At 70.5% G+C, this 20,855-nt stretch carries 26 protein-coding genes and 1 pseudogene; 12 read left to right on the top strand and 15 right to left on the bottom strand.

Going from position 1 to position 20,855, the window contains the following annotated elements:
- Positions 1-1,074 carry a glycosyltransferase family 1 protein gene (locus CRP27_RS01775; protein WP_097179595.1) on the top strand — a complete coding sequence of 358 codons (1,074 nt, stop codon included), beginning with the start codon at positions 1-3 and terminating at the stop codon, positions 1,072-1,074.
- A 339-nt stretch (positions 1,075-1,413) separates the two neighbouring features.
- Here CRP27_RS01775 and CRP27_RS01780 read toward each other — a convergent pair whose 3' ends face one another.
- Genes CRP27_RS01780 through CRP27_RS01790 form a run of 3 tightly spaced genes read right to left on the bottom strand, consistent with a single transcriptional unit; the run spans position 1,414 to position 3,722 of the window.
- On the bottom strand, positions 1,414-2,160 hold the full coding sequence (locus CRP27_RS01780; RefSeq protein ID WP_141399651.1) for a hypothetical protein: 747 nt from the start codon (positions 2,158-2,160) through the stop codon (positions 1,414-1,416).
- A gap of 42 nt (positions 2,161-2,202) precedes the next feature.
- On the bottom strand, positions 2,203-2,844 hold the full coding sequence (locus CRP27_RS01785; protein WP_097179049.1) for a histidine phosphatase family protein: 642 nt from the start codon (positions 2,842-2,844) through the stop codon (positions 2,203-2,205).
- Entirely contained in the window at positions 2,841-3,722 is an 882-nt protein-coding gene (locus tag CRP27_RS01790; RefSeq protein ID WP_097179050.1) for a Sir2 family NAD-dependent protein deacetylase, read from the bottom strand. Before CRP27_RS01790 ends, CRP27_RS01785 begins: the two co-directional genes overlap by 4 nt.
- Positions 3,723-3,793: 71 nt before the next feature.
- Between CRP27_RS01790 and CRP27_RS01795 the strand changes: the two genes are divergently transcribed.
- Positions 3,794-4,609, top strand: a complete 816-nt coding sequence (locus tag CRP27_RS01795; protein ID WP_097179051.1) for an RNA methyltransferase — start codon at positions 3,794-3,796, stop codon at positions 4,607-4,609.
- Here CRP27_RS01795 and CRP27_RS01800 read toward each other — a convergent pair.
- Genes CRP27_RS01800 through CRP27_RS01810 form a run of 3 tightly spaced genes read right to left on the bottom strand, consistent with a single transcriptional unit; the run spans position 4,606 to position 7,930 of the window.
- Positions 4,606-6,165: an AtzH-like domain-containing protein gene (locus CRP27_RS01800; RefSeq protein WP_097179052.1), complete on the bottom strand. Its 1,560-nt coding sequence runs from the start codon at positions 6,163-6,165 to the stop codon at positions 4,606-4,608. The two genes, CRP27_RS01795 and CRP27_RS01800, sit on opposite strands and share 4 nt — an antisense overlap.
- Positions 6,162-7,244 carry an acetamidase/formamidase family protein gene (locus tag CRP27_RS01805; protein WP_097179053.1) on the bottom strand — a complete coding sequence of 361 codons (1,083 nt, stop codon included), beginning with the start codon at positions 7,242-7,244 and terminating at the stop codon, positions 6,162-6,164. The genes CRP27_RS01800 and CRP27_RS01805 overlap by 4 nt, the downstream gene beginning before the upstream one ends.
- The gene (locus CRP27_RS01810) at positions 7,241-7,930 is read right to left on the bottom strand and encodes a FadR/GntR family transcriptional regulator (protein ID WP_097179054.1); all 690 of its coding nucleotides are present in this window, start codon (positions 7,928-7,930) and stop codon (positions 7,241-7,243) included. The genes CRP27_RS01805 and CRP27_RS01810 overlap by 4 nt, the downstream gene beginning before the upstream one ends.
- A gap of 145 nt (positions 7,931-8,075) precedes the next feature.
- On the opposite strand from CRP27_RS01810, the gene CRP27_RS01815 reads away from it, so the two are divergent.
- From CRP27_RS01815 to CRP27_RS01840, 6 genes are all read left to right on the top strand, one after another.
- Positions 8,076-9,362 (top strand): amidohydrolase family protein, encoded by a 1,287-nt coding sequence (locus CRP27_RS01815; RefSeq protein ID WP_097179055.1) that lies wholly within the window; start codon positions 8,076-8,078, stop codon positions 9,360-9,362.
- On the top strand, positions 9,355-10,005 hold the full coding sequence (locus CRP27_RS01820; RefSeq protein ID WP_097179056.1) for a DUF1097 domain-containing protein: 651 nt from the start codon (positions 9,355-9,357) through the stop codon (positions 10,003-10,005). Before CRP27_RS01815 ends, CRP27_RS01820 begins: the two co-directional genes overlap by 8 nt.
- A 48-nt stretch (positions 10,006-10,053) precedes the next feature.
- A complete protein-coding gene (locus CRP27_RS01825; RefSeq protein WP_097179057.1) occupies positions 10,054-11,286 on the top strand; it encodes a D-alanyl-D-alanine carboxypeptidase family protein in 1,233 nt (410 codons plus the stop codon).
- Complete coding sequence (locus tag CRP27_RS01830) at positions 11,283-11,825, top strand: GNAT family N-acetyltransferase (RefSeq protein ID WP_369680004.1); 543 nt, start codon at positions 11,283-11,285, stop codon at positions 11,823-11,825. The genes CRP27_RS01825 and CRP27_RS01830 overlap by 4 nt, the downstream gene beginning before the upstream one ends.
- A complete protein-coding gene (locus CRP27_RS01835; protein WP_097179058.1) occupies positions 11,822-13,192 on the top strand; it encodes a serine hydrolase in 1,371 nt (456 codons plus the stop codon). Before CRP27_RS01830 ends, CRP27_RS01835 begins: the two co-directional genes overlap by 4 nt.
- Positions 13,193-13,413: 221 nt before the next feature.
- Positions 13,414-13,899: a GNAT family N-acetyltransferase gene (locus CRP27_RS01840; protein WP_097179059.1), complete on the top strand. Its 486-nt coding sequence runs from the start codon at positions 13,414-13,416 to the stop codon at positions 13,897-13,899.
- Between the two features lie 62 nt (positions 13,900-13,961).
- Here the strand turns inward: CRP27_RS01840 and CRP27_RS17895 are convergent, their stop codons facing one another.
- Complete coding sequence (locus tag CRP27_RS17895; protein ID WP_141399652.1) at positions 13,962-14,069, bottom strand: helix-turn-helix domain-containing protein; 108 nt, start codon at positions 14,067-14,069, stop codon at positions 13,962-13,964.
- Positions 14,070-14,438: 369 nt separating this feature from the next.
- Between CRP27_RS17895 and CRP27_RS01845 the strand changes: the two genes are divergently transcribed.
- Both CRP27_RS01845 and CRP27_RS01850 read left to right on the top strand, forming a co-directional pair.
- Positions 14,439-14,732: a hypothetical protein gene (locus CRP27_RS01845; protein WP_141399653.1), complete on the top strand. Its 294-nt coding sequence runs from the start codon at positions 14,439-14,441 to the stop codon at positions 14,730-14,732.
- A 149-nt stretch (positions 14,733-14,881) separates the two neighbouring features.
- Entirely contained in the window at positions 14,882-15,511 is a 630-nt protein-coding gene (locus CRP27_RS01850; protein WP_141399654.1) for a hypothetical protein, read from the top strand.
- Positions 15,512-15,560: 49 nt separating this feature from the next.
- Here the strand turns inward: CRP27_RS01850 and CRP27_RS01855 are convergent, their stop codons facing one another.
- The gene (locus CRP27_RS01855; RefSeq protein ID WP_097179062.1) at positions 15,561-15,887 is read right to left on the bottom strand and encodes a hypothetical protein; all 327 of its coding nucleotides are present in this window, start codon (positions 15,885-15,887) and stop codon (positions 15,561-15,563) included.
- Positions 15,884-16,183: a hypothetical protein gene (locus tag CRP27_RS01860; RefSeq protein WP_141399655.1), complete on the bottom strand. Its 300-nt coding sequence runs from the start codon at positions 16,181-16,183 to the stop codon at positions 15,884-15,886. Before CRP27_RS01860 ends, CRP27_RS01855 begins: the two co-directional genes overlap by 4 nt.
- 355 nt (positions 16,184-16,538) lie before the next feature.
- On the opposite strand from CRP27_RS01860, the pseudogene CRP27_RS18610 reads away from it, so the two are divergent.
- Both CRP27_RS18610 and CRP27_RS01870 read left to right on the top strand, forming a co-directional pair.
- Positions 16,539-16,760 (top strand): annotated as a pseudogene (locus tag CRP27_RS18610) (histidine phosphatase family protein); the annotation flags it as partial.
- Between the two features lie 293 nt (positions 16,761-17,053).
- Positions 17,054-17,632, top strand: a complete 579-nt coding sequence (locus tag CRP27_RS01870) for an NADPH-dependent FMN reductase (RefSeq protein ID WP_097179065.1) — start codon at positions 17,054-17,056, stop codon at positions 17,630-17,632.
- On the opposite strand, the gene CRP27_RS01875 is transcribed toward CRP27_RS01870, so the two are convergent.
- The 6 genes from CRP27_RS01875 to CRP27_RS01900 form a co-directional block, all read right to left on the bottom strand.
- Positions 17,615-18,160: a hypothetical protein gene (locus tag CRP27_RS01875; RefSeq protein WP_097179066.1), complete on the bottom strand. Its 546-nt coding sequence runs from the start codon at positions 18,158-18,160 to the stop codon at positions 17,615-17,617. The two genes, CRP27_RS01870 and CRP27_RS01875, sit on opposite strands and share 18 nt — an antisense overlap.
- Positions 18,160-18,528, bottom strand: coding sequence for a TetR/AcrR family transcriptional regulator C-terminal domain-containing protein (locus tag CRP27_RS01880; protein WP_097179067.1), 369 nt, complete (start codon positions 18,526-18,528; stop codon positions 18,160-18,162). Before CRP27_RS01880 ends, CRP27_RS01875 begins: the two co-directional genes overlap by 1 nt.
- An 81-nt stretch (positions 18,529-18,609) precedes the next feature.
- On the bottom strand, positions 18,610-19,467 hold the full coding sequence (locus CRP27_RS01885; protein ID WP_097179068.1) for an aldo/keto reductase: 858 nt from the start codon (positions 19,465-19,467) through the stop codon (positions 18,610-18,612).
- Positions 19,464-19,898 carry a cupin domain-containing protein gene (locus tag CRP27_RS01890; protein ID WP_097179069.1) on the bottom strand — a complete coding sequence of 145 codons (435 nt, stop codon included), beginning with the start codon at positions 19,896-19,898 and terminating at the stop codon, positions 19,464-19,466. Before CRP27_RS01890 ends, CRP27_RS01885 begins: the two co-directional genes overlap by 4 nt.
- Before the next feature lie 40 nt (positions 19,899-19,938).
- The gene (locus CRP27_RS01895; protein WP_097179070.1) at positions 19,939-20,277 is read right to left on the bottom strand and encodes a carboxymuconolactone decarboxylase family protein; all 339 of its coding nucleotides are present in this window, start codon (positions 20,275-20,277) and stop codon (positions 19,939-19,941) included.
- Positions 20,278-20,279: 2 nt separating this feature from the next.
- Entirely contained in the window at positions 20,280-20,678 is a 399-nt protein-coding gene (locus CRP27_RS01900) for a cyclophilin-like fold protein (RefSeq protein WP_141399656.1), read from the bottom strand.
- Positions 20,679-20,855 lie beyond the last annotated feature (177 nt).

Genomic DNA, 20,855 nt, shown 5'->3' on the forward strand with positions numbered 1-20,855 from the left:
CTGCGCATCGGCATCGACTGCCGTTACGTCCGGATCGGACGGCACGACGGCATCAGCCGGTTCACCGCCGGTGTGGTCGCCAACCTGCCCGACCGGCACGACTACGTCCTGCTGGTCAACGACGAACGACAGCTCGAGTCCCTGCCCGAGGGGCTGTCGTGGGAGCTCCTGCCGGCGCCGACCGACGCCGGGGAACCCCTCGTCGCCCGGAAGGTCAACCGGCTCGGGCTCGACGCGGTGTTCTCACCGATGCAGACGATGGGCTCCCGGGGGCGCGACTACGCCCTCGTGCTGACCCTGCACGACCTCATCTACTACCGGAACCGCACGCCCCCGCGAGAGTTCTCGTGGCCGATCCGCCTCGGCTGGCGTGCGTTCCACCTGAGCTGGGCGCCACAGCGGTTCCTGCTGAACGGCGCGGACGGGGTCGTGACCGTGTCGGAGACCACCGCCGGGCTGATCGAAGCCCACCGCCTGACGAAGCGCCCCGTCACCGTGGCCTACAACGCCGCCGACCCCGCTGCACCCCGGCCAGCTGGTGGTGCGCGGGAGAAGACCCTGGTCTACATGGGGTCGTTCATGCCCTACAAGAACGTCGAGACACTGGCCGCCGCGCTCCCGCTGCTCGGTGCCGACTGGGTGCTGCACTGCATGTCCCGGGTGTCCGACACCGACCGAGCTCGGCTGGAGCGGCTCGCTCCCGATGGTGCGATCGTGTTCCACGACGGGGCCTCCGACGACGAGTACCTGTCGGTGCTGCGATCGGCGACCGCACTGGCGACGGCTTCGTACGACGAGGGCTTCGGGATCCCGCTGGTCGAGGCGATGGGTGTCGGCACGCCGGTCGTCGTCAGTGACGTCCCGATCTTCCGGGAGATCGGCGGCGACGCTGCGGAGTACTTCGACCCCTCGTCGCCGTCGGCGGTCGCCGCTGCGGTGCGTCGGCTCGAGGCCCGGTGGGACGCCGCCTCGCAGGCATCGCTCGCGCAGGCCGCCTGGTTCCGGTGGGACGAGTCCGCCGAGCAGGTCGTGCGGGCTGTCGAGCGCGCGGTCGCAGACCGAGCGGCGCGCTGACATCCCCTGACGTCGCTTGGGGGCTGACGTCTCTGGTGCGCTGACGCCACTGGCAGCGCCGTTTCTCGCGCGAAGGCGACTTTCTGCCACCGAGCGCTCGACTCGGCCACGCCGGAGCGACAGAATGCCGCGGGAGTACGGCGCCAGACTGTCGCTTTCGAGTTCAGCATCCCCATCAGTGCTTCGCGGCGCGAAAGTGACTCCTGCCCGTCAAGGGCTCGAGATTGGTCCGTCAGAGCGACAGACTGCCGCGGGAGTACGGCGCCAGACTGTCGCTTCAGCGGAAGGGACGGGCCGGAACCCGCAGCAGCACCAGGCAGCACGGCTCGGCTGCCGGCGTCAGGGCAGCGCGGACTCCACCGTCGCGCCGGGGAACACCGCGCGGGTCTCCTGGGTCGCCTTCGCCACGATCGCCCCGAGGGCGTTCCCGGTGCCGTGCGTCACCACCGTGATCGTCTGGTCCGCGGGGTCGTCCGAGGGTCCGGCGTCGCCCCACGAGCAGCGGACGCCCGACACCCCGCCGATCGCCGCCAGCTGCCGCGCGAGGTCGAGGCGCTTCTCGGTGACGACGACGTCGGCGGAGACCCCGACCTGCACCTCGCCGAGGTCGGCGACCGCGAACACGCGCACGCCGTTCCCGCTGACGTCGTCGGCCGCGGCGGCGAGGGCGTCGACGGCCGCGGTCTGCTCGGCCTCGGGCAGGCCGGGCGACACCGTGACGGTGCTCTCGACGTCGTAGCTCGCGAACGAGGTCTTCTTCGGCTTCTCGTCCGTGACGCGCTGGACGCCGCTGACGTCGCGGGCTGCGCTGCCGAAGCGGTCGAGGGCGGCGTCCGGACGGGGGAAGACCCCACCGACGCCGTTCTGGACGCTGCTGATGATCGTGATGAGCACCACGGCGAGCACCCCGGCGGCGATGACCACGCCGACACCGACGAGCGCACTGCGACGCACACGCTGCCGCGGGGTCCGGACGGCCATCGACGCGGTGCCGTGGCCGAACGCGCGGTCGAGGTCGTCGTCATCGTCGGTGGGGTCGGACTGCGTCCACCCCGGCCGCACACCGCCTGGTCCGTCGGACGTCATGTCAGCCCCCTCACGCGCTCAGGTCTGCGAGTGCATCGGAGCCTAGTACCCCCGGCGCTCGAGCGGGTTCTGGTACTCGAACGTGTACCGGCCCGGCCCGTCGGACACGCCGTCGATGGGGTCGTCGAACCGGACGAGCTCGGCGTGGAACCGCTCGGGGTCCCACCGGAACGAGTGCACGGAGCCGTTGCGGATCGGGGTGCTGTGCCGGTCGGCGGTCCCGGGGGCAGCCGCGTTCACGACGCTGCGGATCACGGCGCCGTGGGTCGCGACGACCACGCTGCCGGCGTCGTACCGCACGGCGATCTCGCCGAGGGTCTCGGTGACCCGGGCGAGCAGGGCGCTCCGCGACTCGCGACCGGGGACGTCGTCGTGCGGGTAGCGGGCCAGGACCTCGTCGTTCGTCAGGCCCTCGGCCTCGCCGTACGAGCGCTCCGCCAGTCCCGGGTAGGCGACGGGCGTGGCGAGTCCGAGGTGCTCGGCGATGATCGACCCGGTCTCGAACGCACGCGACAGCGGTGAGGCGACGACGGCGTCGAACGACCGTCGGTCGAGCAGCGTCGCGGTCGAGGCCGCCTGCCGTCGTCCGGTGTCGTTGAGCGGGATGTCGGTGGAGCCCTGGATGCGCCGTTCGGCGTTCCAGTCGGTCTCGCCGTGCCGGACCAGGTAGAGGAGCGTCGTCACCGCTCGATCATCGCAGACGGGTCGAGACGCGCCGCCAGGGCCTCGAGCGTCTCGGTGGTGCCGGCGTCGAGCTTGACCGCAGCCCGGCGGTCGCTGCGCGTCTCGCCGCGGTTGATGATCACGACGGGGTGCTTGCGGCGCGCGGCGTGGTCGACGAGTCGGACGCCGGAGTTCACGGTGAGCGAGGAGCCGACGACGACGAGTGCCTCGGCTTCGGCGACGATGGACACGGCCTCGCGGAACTTCTCGGCCGGCACGAACTCGCCGAAGAACACCACGTCGGGCTTGAGGACGCCGCCGCACACCGAGCAGTCGGGCACCCGGAAGCGCTCGACGTCGGTGATCTCGACGTCGCCGTCCGGCTGGAGCTGCACGGAGCCGGGTTCGTCGATCCAGGGGTTGTCGCGGTCGAGCACGGCGGCGAGGTCGGCGCGGGAGAACACCTGCCCGCACGTGAGGCACACGGCGCGGTCCATCGACCCGTGGATCTCGACGACCCGACGCGACCCGGAGCGCAGGTGCAGGCCGTCGACGTTCTGCGTGACGATCCCGGTGACGATGCCGTCCCGCTCGAGTGCGGCGAGCGCGCGGTGGCCGGCGTTCGGGCGGGCGGCGGCGAAGGTCCGCCAGCCGAGGTGCGAGCCGGCCCAGTAGCGCTGACGCTTCGCGGGGTCTGCGCGGAACTCCTGGAAGGTCATCGGCTTCCGGACCACGCGCCCCTCGCCGCGGTAGTCGGGGATGCCGGAGTCGGTGCTCAGCCCAGCACCGGACAGCACGGCGATGCGCTTGCCGGCGAGCAGTTCGACGGCGCGGTCGAGGTCGACCGCGCTGGAGGCCGCGTCGGAGGCCGCGGGGCTGGTCGGTTCGCTCGTCACCATCGTGTTCACGGTACCCTCAACAGCCGACCGTCCCGGTCACTTCCCACCCGCTCCACACCGAAACGAGCCCCGTGCACGCCGTCCGCATCGACTCCCTCGACGACGCCCGCCTCGACGACTTCGCCCGGTTGACGGACGTCGCACTCCGCCGGGTCTCCGAGGTCGAGGGCGGGCTGTACATCGCCGAGTCGAACACCGTCATCGAGCGGGCGGTGCGCGCCGGTCACGTGCCCCGCAGCATCCTGGTGCAGGAGAAGTGGCTCGACAGCGTCCTGCCGCTCGTCGCCGACCACGCCGGCCCGGTGTTCGTCGGCCCGGACGCCCTGCTCGAGGAGCTCACGGGCTTCCGCATGCACCGCGGTGCCCTGGCGGCGATGCAGCGCCCCGTGCTGCCGGACGTCGCCGACGTCGTCCGGGACGCGACGCTCGTCGTCGTGCTCGAGGACATCGTCGACCACACCAACGTCGGGGCCGTCTTCCGGAGCGTCGCCGGGCTCGGTGCCGACGCCGTCCTCGTCAGTCCGCGCTGCGCCGACCCTCTGTACCGCCGGAGTGTCCGGGTCAGCATGGGCACCGTCCTGCAGGTCCCGTGGACGCGCATCGGCGAGTGGCCGGCCGCGGGCGAGGAACTCCGCGCGCAGGGCTTCCACCTCGCCGCGATGGCGCTCACCGACCGCTCGGTCGACCTGGACGCGTTCGTCGCGGACGTCCCCGGGAAGGTCGCGCTGGTGATGGGCACCGAGGGGCAGGGGCTGACCGACGCGGCCGTCGCGTCCGCCGACACGACGGTCCGCATCCCGATGTCGCACGGCGTCGACTCGCTCAACGTGGCCGCGGCGAGCGCCGTGGGGCTGTGGGCGGTCGCGCACGCACAGCGGTCGCGTTAGTCGGCTGCGACTGTCGGGAGGCGCGGGTCGGCTCCGTCCCGCAGCAACCGTTCCGCGGTGCGCACCAGGGCACGGTCGGTTCCCGGTGCCCCGACGAGGCTGATCCCGACGGGGGCGCCGCCGACGGTGAGTCCCGGTGCACTCACCGCCGGGAGGCCACCGACGCTCGCGAGGGCCGTCATCGCCGTGGTGGCGGTCCGGGTCCGTTCGAGTTCTGCGGTGTCGGCGGTCAGCGCTGGAGCGGGGCCGGGCGCGGTCGGGAACACCAGGACGCGGCCGTCGAGAGCCTGCCGGATGGTCTGCCGCAGGGCGTCGAGCCGGTCGACGGCATCGGCGACGAGGTCGGGCGGGTTGGCGGCGGCTGCGGCGAACCGGTCGCCGACGACGGTGCTGAGCGCTCCCGGGTGCGCGGCGATCCAGGGGCCGTGCGCGGCGGTGGCCTCGGCGGCCTGCACGAGGCGCATCGTCTCGCGCAGGTCCTCGAGGGGCGGGATCCCGAGCTCGGCGAGCGTCACCACCGGGAGGTCCTCGCCGACGAACGCGCGGAACGCCTGCTGTGTCGTGGGGTCGGCCGCGGCGACGAGGTCGGCCGCGACGGTCACGGCAGGTGCGGCGTCAGGGTCCGGTACCGCGACCGGGACGGAGGCGTCGAGCACCCGTGCGAGCAGGTCGGCGTCACGGGTCAGCCACCCCACGGTGTCGAAGGACGGCCCGAGCGGGAGCAGCCCGTCGCGGGGGACAAGGTCGTGCGTCGTCCGGAGGCCCCAGAGCCCCTGGTACGAGGCGGGGACCCGCACCGATCCCGCGGTGTCCGTGCCGAGCCCGATGTCGGCCGTCCCGAGACGGACGGCCGATGCGGATCCGCTGGACGAGCCTCCCGGCAGGGCCGTGGCGACCGCCCCGTTCGGCGGGGTGCCGTGGTGCTCGTTGCGTCCCGTGAGGTTGTAGGCGAACTCGTCGGTCCGCGCGATCCCGCGGATCGACGCACCCGCGGCGAGGAGCGACGCGACCGCGGCTGCGGACGCGGCCTGCGGGACGGACTCGCGCAGGTACGTCGGGTTACCGGCGCCGACGGGGTGTCCGGCGACGGCGTAGAGGTCCTTCACCGCGACGGTCGAGCCGTCGAGCGGGCCGCTGTCTGCGGCGGGGACGAGCGGGTCGCCGACGACGCGCCAGATCGTCGTGTCGAATGCCTTCGTGCGTCCGGTGACGTGGGCCGCGGCGATGCGCCACGCGCCGTCGGTGCGCTGCCAGAGCTGCGTCTGCAGTCCGTTCCCGCCGGCGGTGAAGGCCGAGACGGAGACGACGAGGGCGAGGTCGTCGGCGAGTGGGCGGACCTCGACGCGGGTGAGCGTCCGGGTCGCGACCCCGCCGCGGGCGCCCCGGAAGGCGCTGATCGCGTCGTGGCCGACGAGCAGTCCGCGGTCGTCGCCGCGCACCGTGTCGGGGGCGTCGACGAACGCGTCGTCGAGGGCGTCGAGGTCGTTCGCCATGAGTGCTGCCTCGTAGGCGTCGAGCGCCTCGAGGAGTCCGTCGGGTGTGCTCGGGTCGGTCATCGGGTCCCTCCGAAGTCGCTCTTGCGGATGCGGGCGTGCGCGCCGGTGACGAGGTCGACGACCTGGGAGATGTTGAAGTCGGTCGCCGCGCTGAGGTAGGCGTACGCCAGGTGTGGCTGCATGCCGTAGCGGGCCCCGAGGATCGCGATGGCGTGCCGGACGCAGGCACGGACGGCTTCGTCGAGGTCGGGGTCGAGCCCGGTCGGGACGAGGTACGCCCGTGTCTCGACGAGCGGCCAGACGAGGTCGCCGAACTGCGCTGCGGCGTCCGCCGCCGGCGTGAGGTCGAGCCGGATCGTTGCGCGGAGGGACGCCTCCATCGCGGTGAGTGCCACCTCGCCGTCGCCCTGCGCGAAGTGCGGGTCGCCGACGAACGCCAGCGCTCCGGGGACGAGGACGGGCAGGTGCAGCTGTGCGCCGGTCTGCAGCAGGTTGACGTCGATGTTCCCGCCGTGGCGTCCCGGTGGCACGGAGTGCGGTCGCTCGCCGGGGGAGCCGACGCCCATGATGCCGAGGAAGGGGGCGAGTGGGAAACGGGCGAAGCGCTCCCGGTCGTCGGTGAGCGGGATGCGGCCCCACTCGCCGTCGTGGTCCGTCACGACGTCGGCGAAGACGCTCACGGTGGTGCCGTCGACGGGGTACTCGCCGTGCAGCGCGCCGCGGCCGTGCCGGTTCGACACCACGCCGTACGGGACCCGGGGGAGCGTCTCGACCACGGTCATCGTGAGGACGTCCCCGGGTTCGGCGCCCTCGACGGCGATCGGGGCGGAGACGACGTGCGGCCCGTCGTGGTCCGGGTCGCGCCGGACCGTCCGGGCGACCGCCACCGCGTCGGCGAGGACGTGCTCGGGTGGGACCCCGTGCCGACCGAAGAACCCCACCGGGTCGCTGCCCTGGTCGGGCAGGACGCCCTCGTGGCTGACGGTGTCGATCGTCACCTCGGTGCCGGACGGAACCGTGAGGGCGGGCTGGTCGGTGCTGCTCGGGAGTCGTCCCCAGAGCGTGCGCTCCGGTTCGACGGGGAGGTAGTGCGCGGCGCGGATCGGTCCGACCCCCGGTTGCAGGACGGGCTGTGTCACTGGTGGTGCTCCCTCTCGCGGTGCTTGCTCTCGACCAGGTGGGCGACGTCCGCCAGGTGGTCGGTCATCGCCCGGTGGGCAGCGGTCTCGTCGTGCCGACGGATCGCGTCGTGGATGCGCTGGTGCCACTCGAACGAGGAACGGCGGCCCTCGCTGGTGCTGTGCGACTTCGCGCGGACGTCCTGCACCCATCCGCTGCTCAGTTCGCAGAGCGACACGAACAGCGGGTTGCCGGAGGCCCGGGCGACCTGCACGTGGAAGGCGACGTCCTGCGCGAGGGACTCGGCAGGGCTGAGGCCGGCGTGCGTCGACGCGAGGATCGCCTCGAGCCGCACGAGGTCTGACTCGTCGGCCCGGATGGCGGCGAGCGCGGCGACCTGCGGTTCGACGAGCGCGCGGAACTCGGTCACGTGCTCGGTCTCGGACGGGTCGTGCGACATCCGGTCGAGCATCTCGGCCGCCTCGACCGACCGGGGCAGCACGACGGTGCCGCGGCCGGGCGTCCGGGACACGAGCCGTCGACGTTCGAGCTCCTGCAGGGCCTCGCGGACGGTGGTGCGGGACACGGCGAGGTCCGCGGCCAGGGTGCGTTCCGGCGGCAGCTTGTCGCCCGGCGCCAGGTCGTCGAGCACCAGGCGTCCGAGGTGCGCCGCGGTCGCCGCGCTCAGGGTCCGTCCTCGTTGCATGACCAGGAGCCTACGGTCCTTGGTCCGGTTGGTTCATTGGTACGACCAACTTTTACACGCCCGTCACACGATGCGTCGGAGTCGGAAACACGACGGGCGAATGGTGGTCGACGTCCCGCCCGAACCGATCAGAAGAGGGGCCCTCGTGGACCTGGTCCTCCGGAACGCCCGACTCGTGGACACGCCGACGCTCGTCGACGTCGTCGTCGAGCGGGAAACGATCACCGCCGTCACACCCGCCGCCGACGCGGCGTCGGCAGTGCGCGCGACCGACCCCGCCGTGCGCGTCGTCGACTGCGCCGGACGGGTCGTCGTCCCCGGGCTCGTCGAGGCGCACCTGCACGTCGACAAGGCACTGCTCGACCGCGAGCGACCGAACCCGGACGGCACCCTCGCCGGCGCCATCTCGGTCACCGGGGAGCTCAAGCGGGGCTTCACCCACACCGGCGTCCGCGACCGTGCCCGCACGCTGCTCGACCAGGCGATCACGAACGGCACCACCCTGGTCCGCGCACACCCGGACGTCGACCCGATCGTCGGGCTGATCGGGGTCGAGGTCCTGCTCGGCCTCCGTGACGAGTACCGGGACGCCCTCGACCTGCAGATCGTGGCGTTCCCGCAGGAGGGCATCCGCAAGGCTCCCGGCACGCTCGAGCTCCTGCGCGAGGCGCTCCGGATCGGTGCCGACGTGATCGGTGGCTGCAGCTACAACGAGGTGTCGCTCGCCGACTGCCACGCCCACGTCGAGACCGTCCTCGACCTCGCCGAGGAGTTCGGCGTCCCCGCGGACGTGCACGCCGACTTCGCCGACGACACGAGCGACCCGCGGTTCGCGCTCGCCGGGTACGTCGCCGACGCCGTGGCCGCCCGCGGGCTGCACGGCCGTGTCGCGCTCGGCCACATGACCTCGACGGCCAGCCTGCCGTCGGTCGAGCGCGCCGACCTGTTCGCCCGGCTCGCGGCCGCCGACGTCGCGGTCGTCCCGCTGCCGGCGACCGACCTGCACCTCGGTGGACGCCGGGACGACGCCGACGTCCGCCGCGGGGTCGTCCCCGTCCGCGAGCTCTGGGACGCCGGGGTCACCGCCGCGTACTCGTCGAACAACGTCCGGAACGCGTTCACCCCGTTCGGCAACGCGGACATGCTCGACGTCGGTCTGCTTCTTGCCCAGGTCGGACACCTGTCCGGGCCGGAGGACCTCGCACGGGTCCTCGCGATGGCCACCACCGGCGCAGCGCGGGTCGTCGGGATCGCCAACCGGTACGGCATCCGACCGGGAGCCGACGCCGACCTCGTCGTGTTGTCCACCACCGACCCGACGGGCGTCCTGCTCGACCGGCCCGACCGGAACCTCGTCGTCAAGCGCGGCCGTGTCGTCGCCGAGACCACCCGCACCACGACCATCCACACCGAGGAGCTCAGCCATGCGTGAACGGATCCCCCACGAGATCGTCGCCTCCGTGCTCGCCGGAGCCACGGCGTTCATCGGCGGCACCGCCCTGAACCTGCCCACCTGGGCGATCTTCGTCAGCTGGGCGGCGGTGTTCCTGCTCGGTGCGAAGCCGACGCTCCGGAACGCCACCCGGCTCTGGGCCACGATGCCGGTGGGCTCGGCGTTCGCCCTCGTCATCGTCCTGATCGACCAGCAGATCGGCACGGTGCTCGGCGACGGGCAGCTCGCGAAGAACGTCGTGCTCGGCGTCGTCATCCTGGTGTGCAACACCGCCCTGATGTGCACCGGTCGGCTGCGGGCGTTCGCGCTCGTCCCGGGGATGTTCCTCGGGTTCGCGTCCTTCTTCGCTACGTACTTCGGCGGCTTCGGCTTCGCACCGGGGAACCCCTGGGCGGCGTGGGTGTCGGTCGTCGTGATGAACGCCGCCGGACCAGTGTTCGCCTACCTGTCCCGCAAGTGGACCTTCGCACGCCGGACCGGAGCCGACGGCACCGGGACCGACGGCACCGGGGCCGACGGCACCGGGACCGACGGCACTGGAACCGGCCCCGCGCCGGACGCGACCGTCGACGTCGGGGCCGAGCCGCGCCTCCAGTCCGACCGTGAGCCGACCCGCGCCTAGCGCGTCCTCGCAGCACCACGCGACCCACCCCCGGTACGCTCGGTTCCCGTGTCACGAGTCGTCCGCCGCCCCCGTTCCGCCGTCCGGAGGCCGGTGACGATCTCGGTCGTCGCCGTGCTCGTGCTGGCGGTCGGGTACCTCGCCGCAGCCGCGGTCGTGCCGTTCGCCCCGGCGAGCGCCGCCACGACGACGTACTCCGCACCGACGTCGAGCGTGCCGGACCTCACCTTCCCCGGGTACGGCGCCACGGCGGTCGAGGCGACCGACTTCTCGGAGAGCCTCCGCACGAGCGGGGACACGAAGCCGCGGTCCATCGCGAGCATCTCGAAGGTCGTCACCGCGCTCGTCGTCCTCGACGAGAAGCCGCTGCAGCCGGGGGAGTCCGGACCGTCGATCGCGTTCAACCCCAGCATGCAGGCGCTGTACGCCAAGTACCTCGCGGTGAACGGCGAGGTCGCTCCGATGCCGAACGGCCTGAAGCTCTCCGAGTACCAGACGCTGCAGGTCATGCTCATGAAGTCGGCGAACAACTACGCGGGGTCGCTCGCGCTCTGGGCCTTCGGGTCCATGGACGCCTACCGTGCGGCAGCGGACGAGTGGCTCGACGAGCACGACCTGGACCACACGACCATCGAGGAACCGACCGGACTCGACGCCCACAACACCTCGACCGCGACGGACCTGGTCCGACTCGGGCAGCTCGCACTCGCGAACCCCGTCGTGAAGGAGGTCGTGGGCACCAAGAAGGTGACGGTGCCCGGCGCCGGCGAGATCGAGAACTCGAACAAGCTCCTCGGACTCGACGGGGTCGAGGGCATCAAGACCGGCACCCTCGACGAGGCCGGCGCCTGCCTGCTGTTCGCCGCGACCTACGAACGGGGCGGCAAGACCGTCACGGTCGTCGGCGCGATGCTCGGCGGCGTCGACCACGACTCGCTCGACGACGACGTGCAGCGCCTGCTCCGGTCGGTGGCCGACAACTTCCAGGTCGTCACCCTCGCGCACGCGGGGCAGACGTTCGGCACCTTCTCGACCCCGTGGCAGGACGAGGCCGACGCGGTGTCGCGGTCCGCGTCCGAGGTGCTCGTCTGGGGGCGGACGACCGTGTCGGCGAAGACGCACCTCGACGAGATCACCCTCGGCACGAAGGGGGAGCGCGTCGGGAAGGTGCGCTTCACGATCTCGGACCACGACCCGGTGACGGTCCCGCTCGTGCTCGAACGACCCATCGAGGACCCGGGCATCTGGTGGCGGTGGACGAACCCGTTCCAGGGCGCGTGACGGTGGTGCCGACCCTGCGCCCCTGGCTGCCCTCCGACGCCTCCGTGCTGCTGACGGCATCGGCGGACCCGGAACTGTCCCGGCAGTTCGGGGGCCGGACGTTCGACGAGACGGCTGCGGCGGCGTTCATCGCGACGACGTACCGGTTCGACGGGCACGCCCGGAACTGGGCGGTCGTCGACGACGGCGACCTCGTCGGCAACGTCGGCGTGACGGCCATCGAGCACACCCACGGCACCGCCTGGATCTCCTACTGGCTCACCCCGGAGGCCCGCGGCCGCGGACTCGCGACGCGCGCCCTCGTCACCGCAGCCGACGACGCGTTCGACCTCGGTCTGCACCGCCTCGAACTCGGGCACCGCACGAACAACCCGGCGTCGTGCGCGGTCGCCACCCGGGCGGGCTTCCGCGCGGAGGGGGTCGAACGCGACAAGCTCCGCTACGGCGACGAGCGCTTCGACGTCGAGACCCACGCCCGCCTCGCGACGGACCCGGCACCGGACGTCACCGGGCTGCGGTCCGTAGTGTCGGACGTGTGACGACGACGTTCCCCCGGTCCACCCCGTCCGACCTCGGCATCGACGCCCGCGGCATCGCCCGGTTCCTCGACGCCCTCGAGTCGACGCCCGACGTCGAACCGCACAGCATCGTGCTGCTGCGGCACGGCCAGGTTGCCGCCGAGGGCTGGTGGTCGCCGTACGCGAGCGACCGCGTGCACCTGCTGTACTCCCTCAGCAAGAGCTTCACCGCAGCGGCCGTCGGGATCGCGGTCCGCGAGGGGCTCGTCGACCTCGACGCCACCGCGCTGTCGCACTTCCCGGAGCTCGACGCGGACGTCACCGACGAGCGCAGCCGCCGCATCCGGGTCCGGCACCTGCTGGCGATGGCGAGCGGGCACCGCGAGGAGACCCTCGACCGTGCCCGCGCCGCCGACCCGGAGAACCTCGTCCGCGGGTTCCTCCGCACCCCGCCGGACGAGGAGCCCGGCACGGTCTTCGCGTACAACCAGCCGTGCACGTACACCCTGGGTGCGATCGTCCGGCGCGTCAGCGGCGGGTCGCTCGTCGACTTCCTCCGGCCGCGCCTGCTCGACCCGCTCGGCATCGACGACCTGGCCTGGCGCCGCGACGACACCGGCGCCGAGCTCGGGTTCAGCGGGTGCTACGCGCCCACCTCGGCGATCGCGGCCCTCGGCCAGCTGTACCTGCAGCGCGGGGTCTGGAACGGCGACCGCATCCTCGACGAGGACTGGGTCGCGGCCGCCACGAGCACGCAGGTGGCGAACCCCGACGAGGGCAACCCGGACTGGAGCCAGGGCTACGGCTTCCAGTTCTGGATGGCCCGCCACGGCTTCCGCGGCGACGGCGCGTACGGCCAGTTCTGCGTCGTCCTGCCCGACCAGGACGTCGTGCTGGCGCTCACCGGGCAGAGCCTCGACATGCAGGCCGTCCTCGACGCGGCCTGGCAGCACCTCCTGCCCGCCGTCGACGCTGCAGACGTCGACGCGGCCGGGGACAGCGGCCTGGAGGCGCGGCTTGCCTCCCTGGGGATCCCCGCGGTCGCGGGTGGTCGCCTCCCCGACCTCGCTGTCGCCGGCCCGTTCCGGGGCGACGGGATCGACGGCCTCGCGTTCACCCGCGACGGAGCGCGGTGGCGTGCGGCTCTCGACGTCGACGGCGGGACGCTCTCGGTGCTGGTCGGCGAGGGGGAGTGGGCGGTCGACGGTCCCCTCGCGGCGAGCGGTGCGGTGGCCCCGGACGGCACCGTGCTCGTCGACGTGCGGTTCGTGGAGACGCCGCACCTCGCGCACCTGCGGGTCGACCTCGCGGCTGGGACCGCGACGGCGTCGTGGGCCACGCAGCCGCTGCACGACGGGCCGTTGACGCTGCGGCGCCCGGCCGACTGACGTGCCTGCTGCGGCGGCACGTGTCGCCGCGCGAGCACTTGTCTCCTTCGCGCACGACTCGTCGCCGTCCGTGCGGACGGGTGTCGCCGTGGTCCTGCGCACCAGGCCAGGGCCTCGCAGCTCGACGAAGGCCCTCGGCGTGCCAGGTCCATCTGGCGAGCCGTCAACGGTGAGACGCTGCTCGTCCTGGTTCCCAGCCGCACGGGTTGCGAAGATGAACTGTGATCGAGCTGGTGAGACCGCACGCGGCGTTGGTCGAGGCCTGGAACGAGGCGCACCGGGAGTGGGGTCCGGGCTTGCACGAGGACGGCTTCGGCATCGGTGCGGAAGACGACGTCGACACCATCGAGGGCATCCAAGCGTGGATTGCGCGGACGCAACAGGAGTCGGGTGAACTCTGGTGGATCGTCGAGGACGGGGAAGTGCTCGGCGGGATCGCGCTGCGCTCCGCCGACGACGAGCGCGTGCACCGCTTTGGACACATCGGGTACGGGATCCGCCCCTCCGCCCGCGGACGCGGCGTGGCGACCTGGGCCCTCGGCGAGGTCCTGCGCCATGCCAGATCGTCGGGCATCAACCCAGTCCTGGCGTTCTGCGCTGAGACCAACGCAGGGTCGATCGCGACCCTCGAGCACCACGGCGCGGAACTCGAAGCAGTTGAACAGCGGGGAGACACCCGAGTGCGGCGATACGCGATCAGCTACTGAGTGCGCCGACTCGCTAGCCGATCCGCTCTCGGAAGTGTGTGTCCAGGAGCGGATCGGCCTGGTCAGCGGTCGGGGTGAGCTTGGCGGTGGATGCAGCGGTAGACGGTCGCTCGTCCAACGCCGAAGAGTTCCGCGAGCTCGGCAACCGAGTGCGTTCCTGCTTCCTGCACATCGAGGAGGCCGGGTCACGCCGAATAAGTGTCAGTTATCGGAGCAACCGCCGGAGCGCCCCGAAAAGCGGCAGGGGCGGTCTGCTGCGCCAATGAAGCCGCCGGAGCTCTAGATTCGTATCGTGAACGCAGACTGGGTTGCAGTTGCAGTTGCAGTTGCAGTGGCCGTAGTCGCGGCGGGGATTGCCGTCTGGCAGGCGATCGTTGCGCAGTTGGCGCGCCGGGACGCGCAGCGCGCTAGCAGAGGCGCTCGGAACATGAGGCGGCGGCGCTCCTTGCCTCCGAATCGGCGGCGGCTTCAGCGTCCAGGTCTGCCGCTGCACAGGAGAGGCTCGCTGAGGCCGTCGAAGGCCAGACCATGAAGCCCACATGGAAGTTGCGGAAAAGTCGCCGACCCTTTGGCGCATCCAAAACGTAAGCGGGCGCGAGGTGCACTGGGTGACGCCGCTGGTCGACGACGACCGTCTGCAGGTCGTCGGAGACACAGGCGACGGCTTCGACTCGATCGGGCCGCGCGAGGGCGTCGACCTTGTGTTCGACTACCGACTCGGTCAGCCGCCGTACGCGAGCCTGCAACTGCTGTGGCCGGACCGTCGAGGCGAGCAGCAGGTTGAGCAGTTCACCGTCGAGTGGCGGCCGCCGACAGTTGGGTTCGTTGACTGAGGGGTGGGCGCACATGGAGGCGATCGGCGCGGTCGCGAGCCCGCACGAAACGACATCGTGCCCCGATGCGTGCAGAAGCATGGACCCGGACTGAGCTGAGGCCGGCAGCCGCACGCAGACAGGTCGGGGCCACCAGTAGTGTTCGAATCGTGAAACGAGTGCGCGTCTGGCTTCCCGTGGCGATCGGAATTTGCTTGATCGCTGCGGCCTACTTCGTACCGATTGATCCGGCACGAGTCCAGATCGTCGCTGCGATCGCGACGGCTGTCGCTACCGTGATCGCTCTGTTCTCCGCGTCCAACAGCGAGCGCGCGGCTGCGAGTAGCGAGCGTGCGGCGCAAGACGCCATCAGAGCGCTCAGTTACGCCAGCAAGCCGAAGGTTCAACTTCGGCTCGAAGCGAAGGAAGGCGAGATCTTCGCGGCCGCCGAAAACATCGCTCCCCACTCGGTTCGGCAACTGCGACTGGAGGCTAGATTCGGTAAGCAGGTGGTAGCCGGCGAGGTGGATGGAGGGATCGCGCCGTTGAACCTGACGAGTGACGGCCTCTCCATCGGCCTCCGCGGTCCGATGGGCAGAGTTCGGATCGGGACTACCGAGGAAGTGGCATTCCCAGTAACGGTACGCGCGTGGTTCACGTCGGCGACCGGACCGACTACGTGGTCTTCGTCGTCGGTGTTCTCTGAGGGCCTCGGACCTCGTGACGGGTGGGGGATGGAACTGTATGTCGGGGCCGTAGTGACTGCGGACGAGGAAGTGCCGACGCCGTTCCGTTCCTAGCGCGTCCGGACCGCGGTCAACCGGGGCAGTTTCCACCGTGCCGCGGCTATCACGCTTCGCCGTAGATGGCCATGAGCACTTGCACGGTGTCGAGGCCGGCGGCACGGATCAGGAGCGCCGGCACGCACAGGTGGTCGGCGAGACGCCCCGCGGGGACGTCGTCGTCTGCGAGGCGCAGCGTGGCAGCCTGCCCAGTGGTGACGTGGCCAACGACGACGAGGCGTGCGCCGAGCCGGGCTGCGGTGTCGAACGGGCCGGAGCCGACACTGTCCGGGCAAAGCGTCGGCGGCTCCGGACAGCCCGGATCCCGCGAGGCGGCTGCCCACGACGATGCGTCGTGCGCATCGACCGCGAGAGACGCCAGCACGGCGGTCACAGCGCCGCTCCACGGTCGACCGCTTCGACGGCGGCGAGGCCGATGCAGGTGCGCTCGAGTCGGAGCCGGTCGTACGCGGCCTGCCACACCATGCGGCACTTCGACTCGATGAATGCCTGCGCGGTCGCCCTCGGCGCCGACGAGTTCCCGACGAGCACGAGTCCGACGGTAAGCGGCCACCCGTAGCGGGCGAGAATCTCGTGCAGATCATCGATGGGCCGGTCCTCGTCCGACGCTGCGAGCTCGACCTGGAAGCAGGTCAGATCGGACACCGCGATCGAGGCGACTCGCTTCACGCCCGGTAGCCGTGCGGAGCGACGATCAGCGAACAGATCGACGGGGATCGCAGGCGACGCGGTGAATACGACTGGGGTGGCGTCGACGTCGGCGAACGAGTAAGCGATCTCGGGAGCGCGACTGGTCACGACTCGGAGCCGACCGCCCACTGATCGGAGGGCGGCTTGGTCGATCAATTACATGTCGCGATCCTGTCAAGCGACGCGTTTACCTCGTGTTCGTTGAAGGATCCGCTCGCGGACGGTGGAGGCCTGCGTGACGCAGCATTCGGGGTCGCTTGCACCGGGGCTGCTTGGGCATGCGGAACCCGATTACGACTGAGGCGAATCACGTGGACTCGACTTCCGGTCAAGGGATAGAGCGCCGTTGTCGCGGCTTGGAGAGCAGCAGGCACACCAAGCGGCGGCGCGATTTGCTCAGCTCGAGGTGGCTCGCGCTGTCTGCGCACCGATGACACGCACTCTACAGACCCCAGCGATCATCGCTTCCGCGTGCGGAGTGCCGTTGGCGGTCGACATTGACTTCAGGGAATGGGACTCCGGCCTTCCAGCCAGCGGAACCTACGCGCAGCGGTAGGAAGTGACAGACGAGTTCCGCCGTCATGTGGGAAACGTGCCGGACGGAGCGACGTGGGCAAGCATCAGGCACATGCGGGATCGTGCCAACACGGCGCTCTCACGCCTTGCAGACGACGGTCATGGAGCGCTCGTGGTAACGCAAGCGTTCGTCATTGAGGCCTTGACCGGGGTCGACGGGCGAAGTTTGCAGTACTGCGAGCTCGTGCCGACACAGCCACGGGGTTGGCGCGTCCAGTAGCCGACCAGCTGTCGAGACGGGCTGTGCCACTCCGGACTCGATACCGTGCAGGGATGGTCTCCCTGCGTCTGCCGGTCATCTCATGCAGCCTCGATCCCGCCAGCTCCAGTCGCCAGCTTGCCGATCAGTCCGTAGCCCTCCTGACAGCGAGGGGCCACCGGTCAGAGGTCGTCGACCTCGCAACGGTTGCATTACCGGCGTTCGACAACGACCGGGTGTTCGACAGTGAAGCTTTCGGTGTGCTGCACGACGTCATCCGGGAGTCCGACGGTGTGGTGTTGGCGTTCCCGATCTACAACTGGGCTCCATCATCGACGGTGAAGTCATTCATCGAGGCCACGGGCGCGACTGGGTACGGAAGGCGCGCTGCGTGGTTCGACAAGGTGGTCACCTTCGTGTGCGCTGCCGGACTACCGCACAGCTACATGGCGACCGGCGTCCTCGCGCAGTCCCTGATGCTCGACTTCAAGTGCGTGGTGAACCCGTACACGGCGTACTTCTCGGAGCGGGACTGGGAAGCAGGCATGCTCAACACCGACAGAGCGGCTCGGCTGGACAAAACCATGACGGTGCACGTCGAACTCGCGAGTCTGCTCCGCGGCAGGACGTACCAGTCAGATTGGGAGGTGTGAACTTCCCGGCAACTGCGTCCGATGATCCATCGGCTGTCCGCGCTGCTCCTTCTCGATGTCCTCGGGGCCCGTTCTGCGGGACCAGCGGCTGGCTTGCCAGGCTGTGTTCCCGCCCACGAGTGCGAGCATGACGACGAGGACCAGCACGAACACGGCGGGGTGCCACTCGTTGTGCTCGGCGAGTTCCCACGTCTCCTTGACCGCGATGAACGAGCCGCCGACCGCGACGACGAACCAACCAGTCGCCTTCTGGATGAAGCGTTCACGGTGCTCGCGCTGCTGCGGCGTCAGCACCGCGAGGACCGTGCGGTGGTACGCGATGCTGCGCCGGCGACGGAGGACCAGCATCACCGGGGGCAGGAGCCACCACCACGGCGACGGCGGCGGTGGCGGCGCGATCGGCGACGTCGGGTCGGCGCCGGTCTGGTCGGTGTCTTCCTCTCGGAGCTCGAGCACACCCTGGTAGAGCGGGCCCGCGACGAGGAGCCACGCACCGAGGAAGCCGCTCCATGCGCTCAGCGCCTCCATCAGGAACCCTCGCCGCGAAGCGCCGCAATGCCGGTGAGGATGATCTCGATTCCCGCGTGGAACTGTTGACGGTCGTCGTGCTCGACGAGCTGTTGCTCGATGCGCACCAGGAAGGGGTACTGACCACTGTCCGGCGCGACTAGCGGGGAGGCTGACGACTCGATGAATCCCCGTCGGTCGGCCTCGGCTTGGTCGAGGTTCTGCCCGACGTCGTACTGGCTCGCGACGCCGAGGACGTGGTGCACCAGCGCGGACGCGGCATCGAACTGCGCTGCCTCGGGCACGCCGAGGGCCGTGACGAACGAGCAGCAACCCAGCCCCGGGCAGCCCTCGCTGCCCGGGGGCTTCTCCTGTGTTCGGTAGCGGATCGCTAAACGGACGGCAGCGGCGGCCTCAGGGAACGCATGTGCTTCGCACGGACGGCTGGCGGGGCACGTGGGAGCGGGTGGCTACTTGCCGCTGTACACGGGGAAGTCGCTGGAGTCGCCGTAGTCGCGTTCGTGCAGCTGCTGCAACGTGGCCATGTCCTCGTCGGAGATGACGAAGTCGACCGCAGCGTTCGAGCGCATGTGCTCGACGTTCGCGGTCTTCGGCAGGGCGACGGTGCCGAGCTGCACGACGTAGCGGACGCACAGCTGCGCGACGGACACGTCGTACTTGCCCGCCATCGTCTTCAGGTCGGCGTTGTCGAGGATCTCGCCGTGCGCGATGGGCGAGTACGCCTCGACATGGATGCCCTTGTCCGCGCAGAACGTCAACAGATCCGTGGGAGTGTTCCCGGCGTGGACGAGGAGCTGGTTCACGTGTGGGGTGATGGTGCCGCCGTCGAGGATGTTCTGCACGTCCTGTTCGAGGAAGTTCGAGACACCGATCGCGCGGACCTTGCCTGCCCGGTGTGCCGCTTCGAGGGCCCGCCACGCGGCGCGGTTGCCCTCGGCGTAGTCGCCGCCGCGGAAGTCGTCCCACGGCTGCGGAGCGTGGATGAGCATCAGGTCGATGTAGCCGATGTCGAGCTTCGCCAGGGACTCGTCGATCGCCCTGACGGCGGCGTCGTGGTCCTTGATTTCGGCAGCGAGCTTGGAGGACACGAACAGGTCCTCGCGGGCGACGTCGGAGGCGCGAACGCCCTTGCCGACGCCGCGCTCGTTGCCGTACGCCTGCGCGGTGTCGATGTTGCGGTAGCCGACGCCGATGGCGTCGCGGACAGCCTGCTCGGCCTCGTCCTCGTCCATCATCCAGGTACCGAGACCGATCTTCGGGATCTCGACGCCGTTGGAGAGGTTGTAGGTGTCGGTGAGGGTGCTCATGCGTTCGTTCCGTTCTTCGGCAGGGCGTCGTACACCTCGTCGGTGACGGGCTCGAGCCACTCGTTGCTGACGTTCTCGCCGGGCGTGATGAACGCCAGGTGCGAGAACCAGGAATCGCCCTTCGCGCCGTGCCAGTGCTTGGTACCGGCGGGCACGCGGACGGCGGTGCCGGGGGTGAGGCTGATCGGGTCGGCGCCTTCTGCCTGGTACCAGCCAGACCCGGCGGTGCAGATGAGGATCTGATCACCGCCGCCGTTGTCGCCGTGGTGGATGTGCCAGTTGTTGCGGCATGCGGGCTCGAAGGTGATGTTGTTCACCGGGACGCCGCTATCGACGACGGGTGCGTTGAAGCTCTGCCCCGTGAAGTACTGCGCGAACGCGTCGTTCGGGTCGCCGGTCGGGAAGGGCTGCTCGAAATCGGTTGTGGTCATGGTGTGCTCCCGTTCGGTCGGGCGGCGTTCGGAGCCGCGGTCACTGGTCGTTCTCGACGATGTTCTTCAACACGGCGGCGGCGCCCATCCCGTTCGGCCAACCGGCGTAGAACGCCAGCTGCAGCAGAGCCTCCTGCAGCTCGTCGTCGGTGACGCCGTTCTCCCGGGCGTAGGCGAGGTGGAACTGCAGCTGGTCGGTCTTCCCGAGCGCGGTGAGCGCCGCGATGGTGATGAAGCTGCGGTCACGCTTGGACAGGGCAGGGCGTTCCCAGACCTCGTCGAAGAGAACCTTGTCCGTGTAGTGGACCAGGCCGGGGGCGAAGTCCCCGAAGGCCTTCTGCCCGCCGGTCCAACCGGTCTGCTCGTCGTTCTCTGCCATCGTCAGCTTGTCTTTCGGATCGTTGCGGTGAACTCGCTCAATCGGGTGATCGCGTCGCCCGCGGTGTCGTAGGTGCCGATCGGCACGATGCCGTTGAACTGTCCGACGTCGTCGTAGTACAGCACCAGCGCCTGATTCGGGACGTAGTACCCGATCGTCCATGCGGGAGCGTCGCTGGCGGCTGCGGCTCCATCGGTACTCAACGGCTGCGAGAGGCGGGCGATCTTCTCCTGGCCGCCGTAGTCGCTGAACGACAACGTCAGCGGCAGTTGTGCCAGCAGTGAGCGGGCAGTGGCGTTGTCCGCGAGGGTGCCGTGCACCTCGCGGCCGTCGAACTCGATGGTGATTGCGGTCATGTTCTCTGATTCCGTCGTAGGCGTCGCACTGTGGGTGGTGGTCACCGCAGGTGGGGTACTCGTCGGGGCGGACGAGGCGCAGCCCGCGAGGGCCCCCAGCGTGATGATCGTGACGACAGTGCAGAGCAACGCAGCGGGTCGATCACCTCGGAAGGGCGCGCGTGCCAGCCCGGGCTGGGCGGAGCCATCGATCGTCCTCATGGGCTCCCTTCGTGTCGAGGA

This window comes from Curtobacterium sp. 314Chir4.1, from assembly GCF_900215175.1.
GTDB classification, from domain to species: domain Bacteria; phylum Actinomycetota; class Actinomycetes; order Actinomycetales; family Microbacteriaceae; genus Curtobacterium; species Curtobacterium pusillum_A.

Bases quoted from the DNA above. Each gene is read 5' to 3' on its own strand.
- CRP27_RS01800 (WP_097179052.1), bottom strand. From the start codon at position 6,165: ATGACCGACCCGAGCACACCCGACGGACTCCTCGAGGCGCTCGACGCC.
- CRP27_RS01885 (WP_097179068.1), bottom strand. From the start codon at position 19,467: ATGAGCACCCTCACCGACACCTACAACCTCTCCAACGGCGTCGAGATC.
- CRP27_RS01820 (WP_097179056.1), top strand. From the start codon at position 9,355: ATGCGTGAACGGATCCCCCACGAGATCGTCGCCTCCGTGCTCGCCGGA.
- CRP27_RS01890 (WP_097179069.1), bottom strand. From the start codon at position 19,898: ATGACCACAACCGATTTCGAGCAGCCCTTCCCGACCGGCGACCCGAAC.
- CRP27_RS01895 (WP_097179070.1), bottom strand. From the start codon at position 20,277: ATGGCAGAGAACGACGAGCAGACCGGTTGGACCGGCGGGCAGAAGGCC.
- CRP27_RS01845 (WP_141399653.1), top strand. From the start codon at position 14,439: ATGGAAGTTGCGGAAAAGTCGCCGACCCTTTGGCGCATCCAAAACGTA.
- CRP27_RS01875 (WP_097179066.1), bottom strand. From the start codon at position 18,160: ATGGAGGCGCTGAGCGCATGGAGCGGCTTCCTCGGTGCGTGGCTCCTC.
- CRP27_RS01870 (WP_097179065.1), top strand. From the start codon at position 17,054: ATGGTCTCCCTGCGTCTGCCGGTCATCTCATGCAGCCTCGATCCCGCC.
- CRP27_RS01790 (WP_097179050.1), bottom strand. From the start codon at position 3,722: ATGGTGACGAGCGAACCGACCAGCCCCGCGGCCTCCGACGCGGCCTCC.
- CRP27_RS01780 (WP_141399651.1), bottom strand. From the start codon at position 2,160: ATGACGTCCGACGGACCAGGCGGTGTGCGGCCGGGGTGGACGCAGTCC.
- CRP27_RS01810 (WP_097179054.1), bottom strand. From the start codon at position 7,930: ATGCAACGAGGACGGACCCTGAGCGCGGCGACCGCGGCGCACCTCGGA.